Raw genomic sequence first — 15,709 nt, forward strand, 5'->3', positions numbered from 1 at the left:
AACAAGGCCCTCAACCAGCTGAAATCCCTCGGCTACGACGTCCAACTCACACCACGAGCCGCGGCCTGAGGTCACCATGTTTTCCTAGGAGACCCCGCCGTCAGCCCGCCGGCGTCGGGGTCGCCGTCGGTCCCTCCGCCTCGAGCGTCGCCGTGATGAAGGCGACGAACGCGTCGGCGTCGTCCGGCTTCCCCGTGTACTGCTCGCCGTTGACGAGCACGGTCGGCGTCGAGCTCAGCTTCGCGACCGAGGAGTTCGCCAGGGGCCCGGTCGTCGCCCGCTTCGTGGCCGCCGCGACCCACGGCCGGAACTCCCCGCTCGTGATGCAGGCCAGCACGTCGTCGTCCGTCACGCCCGCCCCGGTCACCAGCGCCCGCAGCTCGTCGTCGCTCAGCCCGGTCGTCCCCTCCGCCGGCTGCTTCGCGAACAGCGCCTCGTGCACGGCGAGGAACCGGTCCGGATCCTCGTCCGCCACGCAGGCCGCGGCGCTCGCCGCCCGGCTCGAGTACTCCGACCCCGCCGAGGAGGAGTCGAGGATCGCGACCGGATGGATCTCGAGCGTGATCGCCCCCTGCGTCAGCCACGACTGCAGATTGTCCATGTTCGCCGTCTCGAACTGCCCGCAGTACGGGCAGAGGTAGTCCACGTACAGGTCGACGGTGACGACGCCGCCCGCACGCGTGGCGGCCTCGTCGGTCGGCACCGGCTCCTCGCCCGCCTCGATCGGAGCGGTCGTCACCGGAGTGACCGCCGACTCCGCCCCCGCGAGCACGATCCCGTCGCTCAGCATGTTCGCCGGCCCGGTGCTCGCGATCTCCTGCTGCGACCAGACGTTCCACGCGACGAGCGCCACGACGGCGAGCACGCCGACCACCGCACCGCTCTGCCCGAGCAGCCGGTTCCGCCGCTTCCGGCGCCGCTCCTGCTCGCGCCGCTCCTTCGCCTCGAGGCGGGCGAGCTCCTGGCGCTCGCGCTTGGTCGGCTGGTTCTTCGCACTGTTCCCGGACATCGCCGTCGAGGCTAGGGAGCCGACCTTGCCGCACTCGGAGAGGCAGCCGCCGACGACCTGTGCCGGGATGGAAATTCCCTCAGGAACGCGAGCGGCTCAGGCGAAGAGCCCCGACCCCACGTAGTCGCCCTCGTCGCGCACGCCCGGCGGGACGGCGAAGACCGCCGAGCCGACGTGCTTGATGTACTCGTTGAGCGCATCGGTCGCGAGGTTCCTCTGCACGGTGATGAACTGCTCCGGCGACCGCTGGAACGAGAGGAAGAACAGCCCCGCGTTCAGCCGCCCGAGCTCGTCGTTCCCGTCGACGAAGTTGTAGCCGCGGCGCAGCAGCCGGACGCCGCTGTTCACGGTCGGGTGCGCGAGCCGCACGTGCGACTCCTTGTCGACCAGCGGCACGCCGGTCGCTCCTGCCGCCTCGAAGTCGGGCTCGGTGAACTCGCCGCCGCCCGAGAGCGGGGCGCCGGAGCCCTTGCTCCGGCCGATCACGCGCTCCTGCTCGCCGAGCTGGCTGCGGTCCCAGGTCTCGATGATCATCCGGATCTTGCGCGCCACCAGGTAGCTGCCGCCCGCGAGCCAGGCCGGGCCGTCGGCGTCCTGCACCCAGACGTGCTCCTGCACGGCGTCCGGCTCCTCGGACTTGATGTTGGCGGTGCCGTCCTTGAAGCCGAAGAGGTTCCGCGGAGTCGCCTGCGCCGTCGAGGTGGAGGAGGTGCGGCCGAAGCCGAGCTGCGACCAGCGCAGCGATGCGCGGCCGAAGGCGATACGGCTGAGGTTGCGGATCGCGTGCACCGCGACCTGCGGATCGTCGGCGCAGGCCTGGATGCAGAGGTCGCCGCCGCCCGCGGTCGGCACCAGCGCGTCGCCGCGGAACCGGGGGAGCACCGCGAGCTCGGCCGGCCGGCGGTCGGCGAGGCCGAAGCGGTCGGCGCCCGACTCGTCCGTGAAGAGCGTCGGCCCGAAGCCGAAGGTCAGGGTGAGCGAGGACGCGTCGAGGCCGAGCGCCTCGCCGGTGTCGTCCGGCGGCGCCGTGTCCGGGCCGCCGACGGCGCCCTCCTCGCTGACGTCGAGGCCCTGCGTGAGGCGGGCGGCCGCGAGGGTCCAGTCCTGGAGCAGCTCGATCAGGTCGTCACGGGTGGCGCTGGAGGCCAGGTCGAAGGCCGCGAAGTGCAGCCGGTCCTGCGCCGCCGTCGTGATCCCGGCCTGGTTCGCGCCGAAGAACGGCACGACCCGGGTCGCGGCGGAGGAGGCGCTCGCGCTGGCCGAGGAGGTGACGGCGACGGTCCCGCCGATGCCCGCGGCGAGGCCCGCGGTCCCGGCCGAGACGAGGCCGAGCAGCCCGCGCCGCGAGAGGCGGCGGGGCTGCTCGTCGGGTCGGCCCGACTCGTCGGCGGGGCCGGCGCTGTTCTGCTCGGGCTCCACTACTCCGCGGGCTCCTCGACGCCGAGCACCGTGTGCGTGAGCTGCGAGAGCGGCTCGGACAGGGCGTTCACCTGATCGGAGAGCTCCTTCTTCTGCTCATCGGTGACGCTCGAGTAGGCGACGAAGCCGGAGTCGAGCGAGCCGTACTGGGCGAGCATCGCGTCGAGCTCGGCGAAGCGCTGGCCGATCTCGGCGGTGAGCGCGGCGCCGTCCTCGCCGGAGGCGGTCGCGATCGGCTCGACGTTGCCGAAGGCCACCTCCGCGCCCTGCACGTTCGCGGCGAAGTCGGTCAGGTCGGTGCCCGACCACCAGTCCTCCTCGCCGGTGATCTTGCCGGCGGCGACCTCGTCGAGCAGACCGATCGCGCCGTTCGAGATGTCGCCGACCGAGACGGTGAAGTCGGGTGCGGCGACGAGGTCGTAGAGGTCCTGCACGTCGGAGACGAGCCCGTCGGCGAACGCGGTGCGCTGATCCGGGGTCGACGGCGCCCAGTCGAGCCAGGCGCTCGTGCCGTCGGAGTTCAGCGCGTCGGCGGCGGGGACCCAGAGGTCCTTCTCGATGCGGTGGAAGCCGGTCCAGTCCAGGCCCTCGGCGACGGCGTCGACCTCGCGGTAGTCGATCTTCGGGTCGAGGTCGCCGAACGCCTCGGCGGTCGGCTCGATGCGCTCGTAGAAGACGCGGGTCGCGGCGAAGAGGCTGCGCGCCTTCTCGTCGTCACCCGCCGCGTACGCCTCGGCGAAGGCCGTCACGGCGGGCAGCAGCTCGCCGGACTGCGACTGCACGTAGGAGACGTAGTTGGTGACGGCGGCCTCGGTCGCGGCCTGCTCGTCGGCCGACTGCTCGGTCGCCTCGCCGGTCACGGTGAACTCGGCGAGCCCGACGGGAGCGCCGACCTGCTGGAACTTGCAGGCGGTGTAGTAGGTGCCGGGCTCGAGCTGGGCGACGTAGGAGACGCTCTGACCGGGAGTGACGTTCTCCTTCTCGCCCACGATGCGCAGCTTGTCCTCGGCGAGGATCTCGAACTCGTTGACGTCCGATCCGGTGTTCTCGAGCGCGAAAGTCACCGCACCCGCCTCGGCCGTCGCGGCCGACACCGCGCAGGCGCCGTCGTCGATCGCGACGTCGAGGGCCGCGGCGGAGGAGGCGGCCGGGGTGTTCGGCACGCAGCCGGTGAGGAGCAGGGCGAGAGCGCCGGCGCCGGCGAGGCCGGTGGCGACGCGGGGGAGGCGGGGTCGAGTGCGCGGGGGCATGGTTCTCCTGGTGGTGGGAGGTCGTTCCGGCGGTGCCGGGGCGGGATCAGACGGAGGTGGCGACGGGAGCGGCGACCGGGGCCGCGCTGCCCCGTCGCGGCCGGCGGGAGCGGACCTGGCGGACGAAGAGGGACCCGACGACGACGAGGTAGAGCAGCCAGGCCGAGAACTGCAGCGCCGTCGGCTCGGGCGTGTAGTTGAAGAGCCCGCCGAGGATCGCGGCGACCGGCGTCGGCAGGATCGGACCCAGGTCGAACAGCGGGGTGCCCGAGCCGGGCAGCAGCGCCGCCTCCTGCAGGTCGCCGACGCCGTAGAGCAGCACGCCGGCCGCGACGACGATGAGGAAGCCGCCCGTCCAGGTGAAGAAGCGGCCGAGGTCGATCCGGACGAAGCCGCGGAAGATCAGGTAGGAGGCGACGACCGCGCTGAGGATGCCGAGGAACGCGCCGACCGTGCCGACCCAGGCGTCCGAGTCGGAGGAGGCGCTGCTCGAGGAGACGCTCGCCCAGACGAACAGGGCGGTCTCGATCCCCTCGCGGCCGACGCTGACGAAGCCGAGCACGACGATCCCGAGGGCGGAGCCGCTGACCGCCGCGTCCAGCTTGGACTCGAGCTCGCCCTTCAGGCTGCGGGCGTTCGCGCCCATCCAGAAGATCATCCAGGTGACGAGGCCGACGGCGAGCAGCGAGAGGCCGCCGCCGAGGAGCTCCTGCGCGGTGAAGCTGAGGCCGTAGGGGCCCCAGGTGAGGATCGCGCCGGTGACGAGGGAGAGGATGACCGCGGCGGCGATGCCCGTCCAGAGCCGGGGCAGCACGTCGCGCCGCTGCAGCTTGGTCAGGTACGCGACGAGGATGCCGACGACGAGCCCGGCTTCGAGGCCTTCACGGAGGCCGATGAGGTAGTTTGCGAGCACGTGTGTTCTCTTCGTCGTCTGCACGGGAGGACGGTGCGAAGCCCACCCCCGGGCCGCATCCTCAGGTAAGCCTTGCCTAACCCGTGGACGACTGTAGTGGCCATCCGGTCGTGTGTCCACACAGGACGCCGGGCGTGCGATGTGCGGCGCCGGGCAGCCGGTCGGAGGCGCTTCGGGCGGGGCCGCGCGGCGGAACGAGAGCACACGACGGACGAGAGGCGGAGAGTGGACGCGAGTCGAGACGGCGCAGGCGAGCGGGTCGTGGCGGTGCACGCCCATCCCGACGACGAGACCATCACGATGGGCGGGACCCTCGCGCGACTCGTCGCGGACGGCGCCGCGGTCACCGTCGTCACCGCGACGCGCGGCGAGTGCGGCGAGGTCATCCCGCCCGATCTCGCGCACCTCGAGGGCTCGGACGAGCTCGCCGCGCACCGCACCACCGAGCTGGTCGTCGCCCTGACCGCCCTCGGCGTCGCCGATCACCGCTTCCTCGGCGACCCGGCCGCCCGCGCCGCAGGCCTCGCCCCGCGGGTCTACCGCGACTCCGGCATGCAGTGGGGCCCGGGCCGAGTGCCCGTCCCGCTCGAGCCGGTCGACCCGCGCTCCTTCACCTCCGCGCCGCAGGAGGAGGCGATCGCCGACCTCGTCGCCGTCCTCGTGCAGACCGGCGCGACCCTCGTGCTCTCCTACGACGTCGGCGGGGGCTACGGCCATCCCGACCACATCCGCGCCGCCCTGATCGCCTCGACGGCCGCCGAGCGGCTCGGACTGCGCTACCTCGCCGTCCTGCCCGAGGCCGTCGCCGAGCAGCCCGGTGACGTCGCGATCGAGCTCGACGACAGCGACTACGCCCGCAAGCGCGCGGCGCTCGAGGCGCACCGCACGCAGCTCGTCGTCGACGGCGACGAGCTGCGGCTCTCGAGCGGCCCGGCGTTCCCGATCGGCCGCCTCGAGCGCTTCCGCCCCGAGGGTGCGCCGACGCCGCCGGAGCCGGTCGCCGAGGAGCGGCCCGATCTCGGCACCCGCATCGTCTCGGGCCTGCTCTCGGTGCTGACCGGCGCGGTGGTCGGTGCGATCACGACCGTCGCGCACCAGAGCACCGTGACCGTCGGCGATGCGGAGCTCCCGGTCGGCCTCGCCGTGTCGCTGGCCGCCGTGCTGCTCCTGCTGCTCGGCCTCCGTCTCGTGATGGTGGACCGCTTCGTCGCCTTCTGCACCGCGATGGGCCTGCTCGGCGCGATCGGGCTGCTGGCCCTCCGCAGCACCGGCGGCTCGGTCCTCGTGCCGGCCAACGGCCTCGGCGTGGTCTGGACCTTCGCCCCCGCGCTGATCGCCCTCGTGGTGATCGCCTGGCCGCGTGTCCGCCCGCCGTCCCGCCCCGCTCCGGCGGAACCGGCGGCCGACAGCACCGCCCCGCCGCTCCCCGTACGATAGAGAACACTGTTCGAAGGGACGTCCACGACCGTGACCTACGTGATCGCACTTCCGTGCGTCGATGTCAAAGACCGCGCCTGCATCGACGAATGCCCGGTCGACTGCATCTACGAAGGCGAGCGCTCGCTCTACATCCACCCCGACGAGTGCGTCGACTGCGGGGCGTGCGAGCCGGTGTGCCCCGTCGAGGCCATCTACTACGAGGACGACCTCCCCGAGGAGTGGTCCGACTACTACAAGGCCAACGTCGAGTTCTTCGACGAGATCGGCTCGCCCGGCGGTGCCGCGAAGGTCGGAGTGATCGCGAAGGACCACCCGGTCATCGCCGTCCTCCCGCCGCAGAGCCACTGAGCGCGCGTCCGTGTCACTCGGACCGCTGCCGGACTACCCCTGGGACCTGATGGGTCCCGCCACCCGGGTCGCCTCCGCGCACCCCGGCGGCCTCGTCGACCTCTCCATCGGCTCGCCCGTCGACCCGACGCCGGAGCCGATCCGCGAGGCGCTCGCCCGGGCGACGGACGCCCACGCCTACCCGACCACGGTCGGCACGCCCGCCCTGCGCGAGGCGATCGCCGCCTGGTACGCCCGGCGCCGGGGGGTCCCGGGTCTCGGGCTCGACGAAGTGCTGCCGACGATCGGCTCGAAGGAGCTCGTCGCCTGGCTGCCGTTCCTGCTCGGTCTCGGTGAGGGCGACGTCGTCGTCCACCCGCGCGCCGCCTACCCGACCTACGCGATGGGCGCCGCGATCGCCGGAGCCTCGGTGCTGGCGTCCGACGATCCCGACGAGTGGCCGGCCGAGACGCGCCTCGTCTGGCTGAACTCGCCCGGCAACCCCGACGGCGCCGTGCTCGACGTCGACGCACTGAGGCGCGCGGTCGACCGGGCGCGCGAGCTGGGCGCCGTGGTCGCGGGCGACGAGTGCTACGCCGAGCTCGGCTGGGACGGCCGCTGGGCCGACGAGCCGATCCCGAGCGTCCTCGATCCCCGCGTGGCGGGCGAGGACCTCCGCGGCGTGCTCGGCGTCTACTCCCTCAGCAAGCAGTCCAACCTGGCCGGCTACCGCGCCGCGTTCGTCGCGGGCGACCGCGAGCTGATCGCTCGGCTCGTCACCGTCCGCAAGCACGCCGGGATGATCGTCCCCGCACCGCTGCAGGAGGCGATGGTCGTCGCTCTCGCCGACGACGGCCACGTGGCCGAGCAGAAGGAGCGCTACCGCGCCCGGCGCGACCTCCTGCGCCCGGCGCTCGAGGCCGCCGGCTTCCGCGTCGACCGCAGCGAGGCCGGACTCTACCTCTGGGCGACCGAGGGGCGGCCGGCCTGGGAGTCGATCGACCGGCTCGCGCGCCTGGGGATCCTCGCCGGGCCCGGCGTCTTCTACGGCGACCACTTCACCGAGCACGTCCGCCTCTCGCTGACGGCGACGGACGAGCGCATCGGGGCGGCCGCCGAGCGGCTCGCCGGCGGTCTCTGACTCCGCGCGCACCCCGTTCCTGAAGGATCTCCACAAGGGACGGGGGCGAGCACTGGGCGATGTCACAGTGCCCCCGCTTTGCCCATAGGCTGTATGCGGTTCGGTCAGTGTCGCCACAAACGGCCCTGGGTCCGGCCAGTTCCAGCCCCCGGCGCCGCCCGCTCCGCGCGAGCGCACCCGGGTGCGACCGATGACCTGGGAGGCGTTGTGACCGAATCCGGCACGCAGAGCGACGGAACCGCGACGGTGGAGACACCCGAGCCCGCCACGGAGAGTGCGCCGGCCGCGGCCGAGGTCCTGCCCGAGAAGGTGACGCTCACGTTCGGTGATCGCACCGCGGAGTTCCCGGTCCTGCGCAGCGTCGACGGCTCTTCGAGCATCGACTTCTCGACGCTGTCGAAGCAGACCGGTCTGATGTCTCTCGACTACGGCTTCGTCAACACGGCCGCCACGAAGTCGAGCATCACCTACATCGACGGCGACGAGGGGATCCTGCGCTACCGCGGCTACCCGATCGAGGAGGTCGCGACGAACGCGACGTACCTCGAGGTGGCCTGGCTGCTGATCTACGGCGAGCTGCCCACCGCGGACGAGCTCGCCGGCTTCGACGACCGCATCCGCCGGCACACGCTGCTGCACGAGGACCTCAAGCGCTTCTTCGACGCGCTGCCGCACAGCGCGCACCCGATGTCGGTCCTCTCGGCCGGCGTCTCCGCGCTGTCGACCTACTACGAGGACAGCTCGAACCCGAAGGACCCGGAGGCGGTCGAGCTGACCACCATCCGCCTGCTCGCGAAGCTGCCGGTGATGGCGGCGTACGCGCACAAGAAGGCGATCGGCCAGGCGTTCCTCTACCCGGACAACTCGCTGAGCTTCGTCGACAACTTCCTCCGCCTGAACTTCGGCACCATGGCCGAGCCGTTCGAGGTGGACCCGGTGCTCTCCAAGGCGCTCGACCGCCTGCTGATCCTGCACGAGGACCACGAGCAGAACGCCTCGACCTCCACCGTCCGCCTCGTCGGCTCGACCGAGGCGAACCTCTACGCGTCGGTCTCGGCCGGCATCAACGCCCTGTTCGGCCCGCTGCACGGCGGCGCGAACGAGGCCGTGCTGACGATGCTCGGCCGCATCCGCGAGTCGGGCGAGAGCGTCCAGACCTTCGTCGAGCGGGTGAAGAACAAGGAGGAGGGCGTCCGCCTGATGGGCTTCGGCCACCGGGTCTACAAGAACTACGACCCGCGCGCGAAGCTCGTCAAGGAGAGCGCCTCCGAGGTGCTGCAGGCGCTCGGCGTCAAGGACCCGCTGCTCGACATCGCGATGGAGCTCGAGGCCCTCGCGCTGGAGGACGACTACTTCAAGGAGCGCCGCCTCTACCCGAACGTCGACTTCTACACCGGCGTCATCTACAAGGCGATGGGCTTCCCGACCCGGATGTTCACCGTCCTCTTCGCCATCGGCCGCCTGCCCGGCTGGATCGCCCACTGGCGCGAGATGAACACCGACAAGCAGACCAAGATCGGCCGCCCCCAGCAGCTCTACACGGGAGCCCCCGAGCGCCACTGGCCCACCGACCGCTGACCCGGCCCGAGGAGCCCGCTCCGCGGGCCCGGATCGCCGATCCTGCAGCCCGCGCCGCGGGCGCACCGTGCTGGTCGAGTAGCCCGCTCGCGGGCCTCTCATGCTGGTCGAGTAGCCCGCGCAGCGGGCGTATCGAGACCCGCCGTCTGCAGATGGCGGATCTCGATACGCCGCGTTCCGCGGCTACTCGACCAGCATGGACCGATCGCGGCGCATCGAAGCCTTGCGTCAGGCGTGCAGAGCCGTGTTCAGCTCGATGCCGGCTCCGGTGCGGGGGAGCACCTCGACCGCGCCGGTGAGCGAGTTGCGGCGGAAGAGCAGGTTCGGCACTCCCGAGAGCTCGACGGCCTTCACCGTCTGCGGCCGACCGTCGGCGCGCGGGGCGCCGCCGACGACGACGACCTTCGTGCCCGCCGTGACGTAGAGCCCGGCCTCGACGACGGTGTCGTCGCCGATCGAGATGCCGATGCCGGAGTTCGCGCCGAGCAGCGCCCGCGCGCCGATCGACACGCGCTGCACGCCACCGCCCGAGAGCGTCCCCATGATCGAGGCGCCGCCGCCGATGTCCGAGCCGTCGCCGACGACGACGCCCTGCGAGATGCGGCCCTCGACCATCGAGCTGCCGAGCGTCCCCGCGTTGAAGTTGACGAACCCCTCGTGCATGACCGTCGTCCCGGGAGCGAGGTGCGCGCCCAACCGCACCCGCGACGTGTCCGCGATGCGCACCTTCGCCGGCGTGACGTAGTCGGTCAGTCGCGGGAACTTGTCGATCCCCGCGGCCTGGATCCCGTGGCGCCGCAGCGACGGACGCAGCCGGGTGAACGAGTCCGGCGCGACGGGCCCGGCGTTCGTCCACACGACGTTCGGCAGGTGCGCGAAGATCCCGTCGAGGTTCACGGTGTTCGGCTGGACGAGCAGGTGCGAGAGCAGGTGCAGCCGCAGGTACGCGTCGGAGGTCGAGGCCGGCGCGCTCTGCAGGTCGATCTGCAGCGTCACCACGTCGATCCGCACCTCGCGCCGCGCGTCCTCGCCGGCGAGGGACTCGAACTCCGCCGGCACGATCCACGGGTCGCGGCCCGCGGGGATCGTGCCCAGCCGCGGCTCGGGGAACCAGGTGTCGAGGACGGTCCCGTCCGAGGCGATCGTCGCCAGTCCGTAGCCCCAGGCGGAGGCGGGCGCGGGCACAGCGGAGTCAGCGGTGTTCTGGGGGCTCATGTCGCCCAGGGTAGCGCGCACGATCCGGCCGGTACCCTGGGGCGCATGGCCGTACCGACCTCCGCCCCGGCGCCCGTCGCGCCCCTCGATCTGCGCTCGGATCCGATCGCGCTGACCCGCGTGCTCTGCGACGTCCCCTCCGTCTCCGGCGACGAGCTGGCGCTGGCCGACGCGGTCCAGCTCGCCCTCGAGCAGTGCCCGCACCTCGAGGTGATCCGCGACGGCCACACCGTGGTCGCCCGGACGAACCTCGGGCGCGAGCAGCGCGTCGTCATCGCCGGCCACCTCGACACCGTCCCGATCAATGACAACCTCCCGGTGCGCGCCGAGACGATCGACGGCGTCGAGCACCTCGTCGGCCGCGGCACCACCGATATGAAGGCCGGCATCGCCGTCCAGCTGGTCCTCGCCGCGGAGCTGACCGATCCGGTCGTCGACGTGACCTGGATCTGGTACGACAACGAGGAGGTGGCCTCCGACCTCAACGGCCTCGGCCGCCTCTCCCGCCACCGCCCGGACGTCTTCGCCGCCGACTTCGCCGTCCTCGGTGAGCCGACGCGGGGCGAGGTCGAGGGCGGCTGCAACGGCACCCTCCGCGTCGACGTGACGACGCACGGCCGCCGCGCGCACTCCGCCCGCAGCTGGGTCGGCGAGAACGCGATCCACGCCGCCGCCCCGATCCTCGACCGCCTCGCCGCCTACGAGCCGCGCGAGGTCGAGGTCGAGGGCCTCGTCTACCGCGAGGGCGTCAACGCGGTCCGCATCAGCGGGGGAGTGGCGGGCAACGTGATCCCCGACCTCTGCACGGTGCACGTCAACTACCGCTTCGCGCCGAGCCGCAGCGGCGAGGAGGCGGTCGCGCACCTCCGCGAGCTGTTCGAGGGCTTCGAGGTCGAGGTCGTCGATCTGGCGGAGGGCGCGCGCCCCGGGCTCGACGCCCCGCTGGCCCAGGCCTTCATCGCCGCGGTCGGCGCCGAGGCGAAGCCCAAGTACGGCTGGACCGACGTCGCCCGCTTCTCGGCGATGGGCATCCCCGCCGTCAACTACGGCCCCGGCGACCCGCTCAAGGCGCACGCCGACGACGAGCACGTCGCCGTGCACGAGATCACCGCCTGCACCGAGGGCCTCCGCCGCTGGCTGAGCGGCTCCGCGTGAGCGCCGTCCTCACCGGGCTCCCGGTCCGCCGCCGCGCGCAGCTGCGCCTCGTCCCCTGGTGGGCGCGCGTCCTCGCGGTCTTCGTCCTCACCCGCATCGTGACGACCGTGATCATGCTGCAGTTCGCCGCGAACCAGCAGGCGAACTCGTGGACCGGTCCGTCGCCGGCCTACGTCGACTTCGCGACGATGTGGGACGGCCGCTGGTACGAGATCATCGCGACCGCCGGCTATCCGACCGAGCTGCCCGTGACCGAGGCGGGGGAGATCGGCGAGAACGCCTGGGCGTTCATGCCGCTCTACCCGGTCGTCGTGCGCCTGCTGATGGTGCTGACCGGGCTCGGCTGGGCCACCGCGGGCGTCGCCGTCTCGGTGATCTGCGCGGCCGTCGCCTGCCTGGTGCTCTACCGGCTGATGCGGCACTCGCTGAGCGAGTCGCAGTCCCTCGTCGCCGTGCTGTTCTTCTGCGTCGCACCGACCTCGCCGATGCTGCAGATCGCCTACGCCGAGTCGATGGCGATGATGCTGACCGCGATCGTGCTGCTGCTGCTCGTCCGGCGCCGGTACGCCTGGGTCTTCCCGACCGTGCTCGCGCTCGGGCTGACCCGCCCGAGCGGGCTGGCCTTCGCCGCGGCGATGGGCCTCTACGTCGTCTACCGGTTCGTCCGGCGGGCGAAGGAGCCGTTCCCGCGGTCCGACGCCGTGCCCGCGGTCGCGCTGACGGTCTGGGGCCTCGTGGTCGGCTTCCTGTGGCCGGCCGTCGCCTGGGCGGTCACCGGCTCGCCGACGGCCTACACCGACACCGAGCTGGCCTGGCGAGCCTCCTACATCGGCTACCAGGAGCTGTTCCCCTTCACCTCCTGGTTCCAGGGCGGCGCGTGGTGGGGCAGCTGGTGGTTCGGCGCGCCGATGCTCGGCATCGCGCTGGTCGTCGTCCTCGTGCTGCTGTTCGTCGGCGTCCTGGCCTCGCCCTGGACGCGGCGGCTGGACCTCTTCAGCCGCGCGTGGGTCGCGGGCTACGGCGTCTACCTCTTCGCCTTCTTCTTCCCGCAGTCGAGCACGTTCCGCCTGCTGGGCCCGATGTTCCCGCTGGTCGGAGCGCTCGCGGTGCCGCGCTCGCCCCTGTTCCGGAGCGCGCTGGTGCTCGTCTCGATCGCCGGCCAGATCGGCTGGATCACCATCGGCTGGGCCGTCGACGGCTACGACTGGACGCCGCCGTGATGAGGGTCCTCCGGGGGAGCGCGCGCCGGCGGAGCGTCTGAGCGGCAGTCCCGAGAACGCGTGTTTCGCGCCAGCTCGTCCTGCGCGGCGTCGTTATGCTAGCCGGAATGTCTCCCCTCACTCCCGCCGGTGAGTCGCGACCTCGGCTGCCGCACCCTGCGCGGTCGCCGATCCCGACCGCGTGCCGCGCGACCTCCTCGTCCTCCGTCCGTCGCCCCGCTTCTCCGCCTGCTCGCGCGGTCGCCGGAGAGACGACGTGACCGCCACGGCCGCGCAGGCGGCCTCGCCCGCCCCCTCCGCGGAGATCGAGCGCCGACGGCGCTCCTTCCTCCCGTGGTGGGTCCAGGTGCTGCTCGTCTTCGCTGTGACCAGGGTGATCACGACGGCCATCATGCTCCGCCTCGCGATGAGTCAGGGCGGCGTCCCCTGGACCGGTCTGCGGGACACCTACGTCCGCTTCGCGACGATGTGGGACGGCGGCTGGTACGAGAAGATCGGAACCGTCGGCTATCCGCTCGTCCTGCCGCTGTCGCCCTCCGGCGACGTCGAGCAGAACACCTGGGCGTTCATGCCCGTCTTCCCGTTCACCGTCCGTGCCGTGATGACGGTCACCGGCCTCGACTGGTCGACCGCGGCGGTGGCGGTGGCGGTGGTCTGCGGCGCCGGCGCCTGCCTCGTCCTGTACCGTCTGCTGCGCGTCTCGCTCAGCGAGGGGCAGGCGCTGATGGGCATCGTCTTCTTCTGCGTCGCTCCGACCTCTCCGATGCTGCAGATCGGCTACGCCGAATCGGCGTCGATCCTGCTGACGGCGACGATGCTGCTGCTGCTGATCAAGCGGAAGTGGCTGTGGGTGTTCCCGCTGGTGCTGGTGCTCGGCCTCCTGCGTCCGAGCGGCCTGGCCTTCGCGGCGATGATGGGGATCTACTTCCTCTACCGGGTCTGGCGCCACGCCCGCGGCACCGAGCAGTTCCCGCGCTCCGAGTGGATCCCGACCGTCGCCCTGACCGTCTGGGGTCTCGTGGTGGGCTTCGCCTGGCTGCTCATCGCGTGGGGCGTCACCGGCTCCTTCACGGCGTACACCGACACCGAGCTCGCCTGGCGCGCCGTCTTCATCGGCGACACCGAGCTCGTGCCGTTCACCTCCTGGTTCGCCGGCGGCGAGTGGTGGGGGCGGCTGTGGTTCGACTCGCCCCTGGTCGGCATGGGCATCGTCGTCGTGCTGGTGCTGCTCTTCCTCAACATCCTGTTCTCCCGCTGGGCGCGGAAGCTCGACATCTTCAGCCGGATGTGGGTCGGCGGCTACGCGGTCTACCTCTTCGCGTTCTTCTATCCGCAGTCGAGCACGTTCCGGCTCCTGCTGCCGATGTTCCCGCTCGTCGGCGCGCTGGCGGTACCGCGCTCGCCGCTGTTCCGGACCTTCGTCGTCGCGGTCTCACTGGTCGGCCAGGTCGTGTGGCTGATCCTGTGCTGGGTGTTCACGCCCGGCGACTGGACTCCGCCGTGATCCCGCGAGAGGGGGACGATTTCGTCCCTGGCGCGGATGCACGATAATAGACGGATACGTCACGAAAGGGGAACTCTATGGCGGCCATGAAGCCGAGGACCGGAGACGGACCGATGGAGGCTGTTAAGGAGGGGCGACTCATCGTCGTGCGCGTTCCGCTCGAAGGCGGCGGACGCCTCGTCGTCTCAGTCAACGATGCAGAGGCGAAGGAACTCCACGACGCTCTCGCGTCGGTGGTGACTCCAGCCTGACCCACCAGCACCGTCGAGAACGCCCGCCGCATCCGATGCGACGGGCGTTCCCTCGTTCCCGGGGTCGGGCCGTGCTACGCGCGGCGCTTGTTCGCCTGGAGCAACCCGTCGCCGATCGGCGACAGCACGCTGACCACGGCGGGAGAGCCGCAGACCTCGGCGACCAGCGTGCGGAAGGCGGAGGCGATCTCGTCGCGCTGCGCGGGGTTGGAGACGCGGCCGCGCCAGAGAGCGTGCGGCACGAGCACCGTGCCGCCGACGCGGACCAGGCGCAGCGCGTGCTCGACGTTCTCGATGACCTGCAGCGGGTCGCCGTCGACGAAGACGATGTCGTAGGAGTTCTCGTTCATCCGCGGGAGCACCTCGAGAGCGCGGCCCGGGATGAGGCGCAGGCGGTTCGGCGAGATGCCGGCCTCGTGGAACTGGGCGCGGGCGTGCTGCTGGTGCACCGCCTCCGAGTCGATCGAGGTGAGCATGGCCTCGGGGGCGCCGTCGAGCAGCCAGAGTCCGCTCACGCCGGTGCCGGTGCCGATCTCGATGATCGACGTCGCCCGGGCGGCCGCCGCGACGAGGGCGGACTGCGCGCCGATCGAGGGCGCGATCGCATCGATGCCCAGCTCGACGGCGAGCCGCCGGGCGGAGGCGATCGCCTCGGGCTCGACGACGGCGTCCTCGGCGTACTTCCAGTTGGCATCCTTGTCGGACACGGGTGGGCTCCTCTGGTGGTGGTCGCGGCGGGCGGATCGCGCCTGCGCATCGCCAGGGTACGGGGGTCCGTGCGGTCGTCGGCGCAGGCGCGGCGGACTAGGGTGGTCCCGTGTTCGGTTTGACGTTCGACAAGCTCCTCATCATCGGAGTCATCGCCGTCTTCGTGCTGGGCCCTGACCGCCTCCCCTACTACGCCTCGCAGCTCGCTGCGCTGGTGCGGAAGGTCCGCGGATTCGCCACGCAGGCGCGCGAGCGCGTGAAGGACGAGATGGGCGACGAGTTCGACGAGGTCGACTGGCGCAAGCTCGATCCGCGGCAGTACGATCCGCGGCGCATCATCCGCGACGCCCTGCTCGAGGACGAGCCGGCCCCCACGGTCAAGCCGCCCTCGGCGGTCTCCGCGCCCGTCACCGCGGGCGGCGGCGCCTCCACGGCGGACAGCTACTACACGACGATGAAGCGCTCGGCCGGAGCCGGCGAGCTCTCGACGGTGGCACCCCCGCCCATCGACCTCGAAGCCACCTGACGCGACCACGGGCCGAGCAGCCCGACGAGCGGTCCTCATGCTGGTCGAGTAGC

General features: G+C 71.9%; 15 protein-coding genes. 9 read left to right on the forward strand and 6 right to left on the reverse strand.

Annotated features, from left to right (window positions below; genetic code table 11):
* Positions 1-100 precede the first annotated feature (100 nt).
* From EDF35_RS07380 to efeU, 4 genes are all read right to left on the reverse strand, one after another.
* The gene (locus EDF35_RS07380) at positions 101-1,009 is read right to left on the reverse strand and encodes a thioredoxin domain-containing protein (RefSeq protein WP_133961584.1); all 909 of its coding nucleotides are present in this window, start codon (positions 1,007-1,009) and stop codon (positions 101-103) included.
* A gap of 96 nt (positions 1,010-1,105) precedes the next feature.
* Positions 1,106-2,428: an iron uptake transporter deferrochelatase/peroxidase subunit gene (efeB, locus tag EDF35_RS07385; protein WP_133961586.1), complete on the reverse strand. Its 1,323-nt coding sequence runs from the start codon at positions 2,426-2,428 to the stop codon at positions 1,106-1,108.
* Positions 2,428-3,678 carry an iron uptake system protein EfeO gene (gene efeO / locus EDF35_RS07390; protein ID WP_133961588.1) on the reverse strand — a complete coding sequence of 417 codons (1,251 nt, stop codon included), beginning with the start codon at positions 3,676-3,678 and terminating at the stop codon, positions 2,428-2,430. The genes efeB and efeO overlap by 1 nt, the downstream gene beginning before the upstream one ends.
* A 46-nt stretch (positions 3,679-3,724) precedes the next feature.
* Positions 3,725-4,591 carry an iron uptake transporter permease EfeU gene (gene efeU / locus EDF35_RS07395; RefSeq protein WP_133961590.1) on the reverse strand — a complete coding sequence of 289 codons (867 nt, stop codon included), beginning with the start codon at positions 4,589-4,591 and terminating at the stop codon, positions 3,725-3,727.
* Positions 4,592-4,816: 225 nt separating this feature from the next.
* Here efeU and EDF35_RS07400 point away from each other — a divergent pair, with 225 nt between their 5' ends.
* From EDF35_RS07400 to EDF35_RS07415, 4 genes are all read left to right on the forward strand, one after another.
* Positions 4,817-6,028, forward strand: a complete 1,212-nt coding sequence (locus tag EDF35_RS07400) for a PIG-L family deacetylase (protein WP_133961592.1) — start codon at positions 4,817-4,819, stop codon at positions 6,026-6,028.
* A 30-nt stretch (positions 6,029-6,058) separates the two neighbouring features.
* Positions 6,059-6,379, forward strand: coding sequence for a ferredoxin (fdxA, locus tag EDF35_RS07405; RefSeq protein ID WP_085475430.1), 321 nt, complete (start codon positions 6,059-6,061; stop codon positions 6,377-6,379).
* 10 nt (positions 6,380-6,389) lie between these two features.
* A complete protein-coding gene (gene dapC, locus EDF35_RS07410; protein ID WP_133961594.1) occupies positions 6,390-7,499 on the forward strand; it encodes a succinyldiaminopimelate transaminase in 1,110 nt (369 codons plus the stop codon).
* 297 nt (positions 7,500-7,796) lie between these two features.
* The gene (locus tag EDF35_RS07415) at positions 7,797-9,077 is read left to right on the forward strand and encodes a citrate synthase (RefSeq protein ID WP_123445980.1); all 1,281 of its coding nucleotides are present in this window, start codon (positions 7,797-7,799) and stop codon (positions 9,075-9,077) included.
* Between the two features lie 228 nt (positions 9,078-9,305).
* Here EDF35_RS07415 and dapD read toward each other — a convergent pair whose 3' ends face one another.
* Positions 9,306-10,292 (reverse strand): 2,3,4,5-tetrahydropyridine-2,6-dicarboxylate N-succinyltransferase, encoded by a 987-nt coding sequence (dapD, locus tag EDF35_RS07420; protein WP_123702826.1) that lies wholly within the window; start codon positions 10,290-10,292, stop codon positions 9,306-9,308.
* Positions 10,293-10,337: 45 nt separating this feature from the next.
* Here dapD and dapE point away from each other — a divergent pair, with 45 nt between their 5' ends.
* The 4 genes from dapE (at position 10,338) to EDF35_RS07440 (ending at position 14,422) form a co-directional block, all read left to right on the forward strand.
* On the forward strand, positions 10,338-11,447 hold the full coding sequence (gene dapE, locus EDF35_RS07425) for a succinyl-diaminopimelate desuccinylase (RefSeq protein WP_133961597.1): 1,110 nt from the start codon (positions 10,338-10,340) through the stop codon (positions 11,445-11,447).
* Positions 11,444-12,667 (forward strand): hypothetical protein, encoded by a 1,224-nt coding sequence (locus EDF35_RS07430; protein WP_243839896.1) that lies wholly within the window; start codon positions 11,444-11,446, stop codon positions 12,665-12,667. The genes dapE and EDF35_RS07430 overlap by 4 nt, the downstream gene beginning before the upstream one ends.
* Before the next feature lie 256 nt (positions 12,668-12,923).
* A complete protein-coding gene (locus EDF35_RS07435) occupies positions 12,924-14,171 on the forward strand; it encodes a hypothetical protein (protein ID WP_133961599.1) in 1,248 nt (415 codons plus the stop codon).
* A gap of 77 nt (positions 14,172-14,248) precedes the next feature.
* Positions 14,249-14,422 carry a DUF3117 domain-containing protein gene (locus tag EDF35_RS07440; protein WP_077221916.1) on the forward strand — a complete coding sequence of 58 codons (174 nt, stop codon included), beginning with the start codon at positions 14,249-14,251 and terminating at the stop codon, positions 14,420-14,422.
* A 74-nt stretch (positions 14,423-14,496) separates the two neighbouring features.
* Here EDF35_RS07440 and EDF35_RS07445 read toward each other — a convergent pair whose 3' ends face one another.
* A complete protein-coding gene (locus EDF35_RS07445) occupies positions 14,497-15,129 on the reverse strand; it encodes a class I SAM-dependent methyltransferase (RefSeq protein WP_123702830.1) in 633 nt (210 codons plus the stop codon).
* A gap of 110 nt (positions 15,130-15,239) precedes the next feature.
* On the opposite strand from EDF35_RS07445, the gene EDF35_RS07450 reads away from it, so the two are divergent.
* The gene (locus EDF35_RS07450; protein ID WP_123445460.1) at positions 15,240-15,656 is read left to right on the forward strand and encodes a Sec-independent protein translocase TatB; all 417 of its coding nucleotides are present in this window, start codon (positions 15,240-15,242) and stop codon (positions 15,654-15,656) included.
* The last annotated feature ends 53 nt before the right edge of the window (positions 15,657-15,709 follow it).

The sequence above is a fragment of the Rathayibacter sp. PhB151 genome, assembly GCF_004366415.1.
In the GTDB taxonomy this organism is placed as follows: domain Bacteria; phylum Actinomycetota; class Actinomycetes; order Actinomycetales; family Microbacteriaceae; genus Rathayibacter; species Rathayibacter festucae.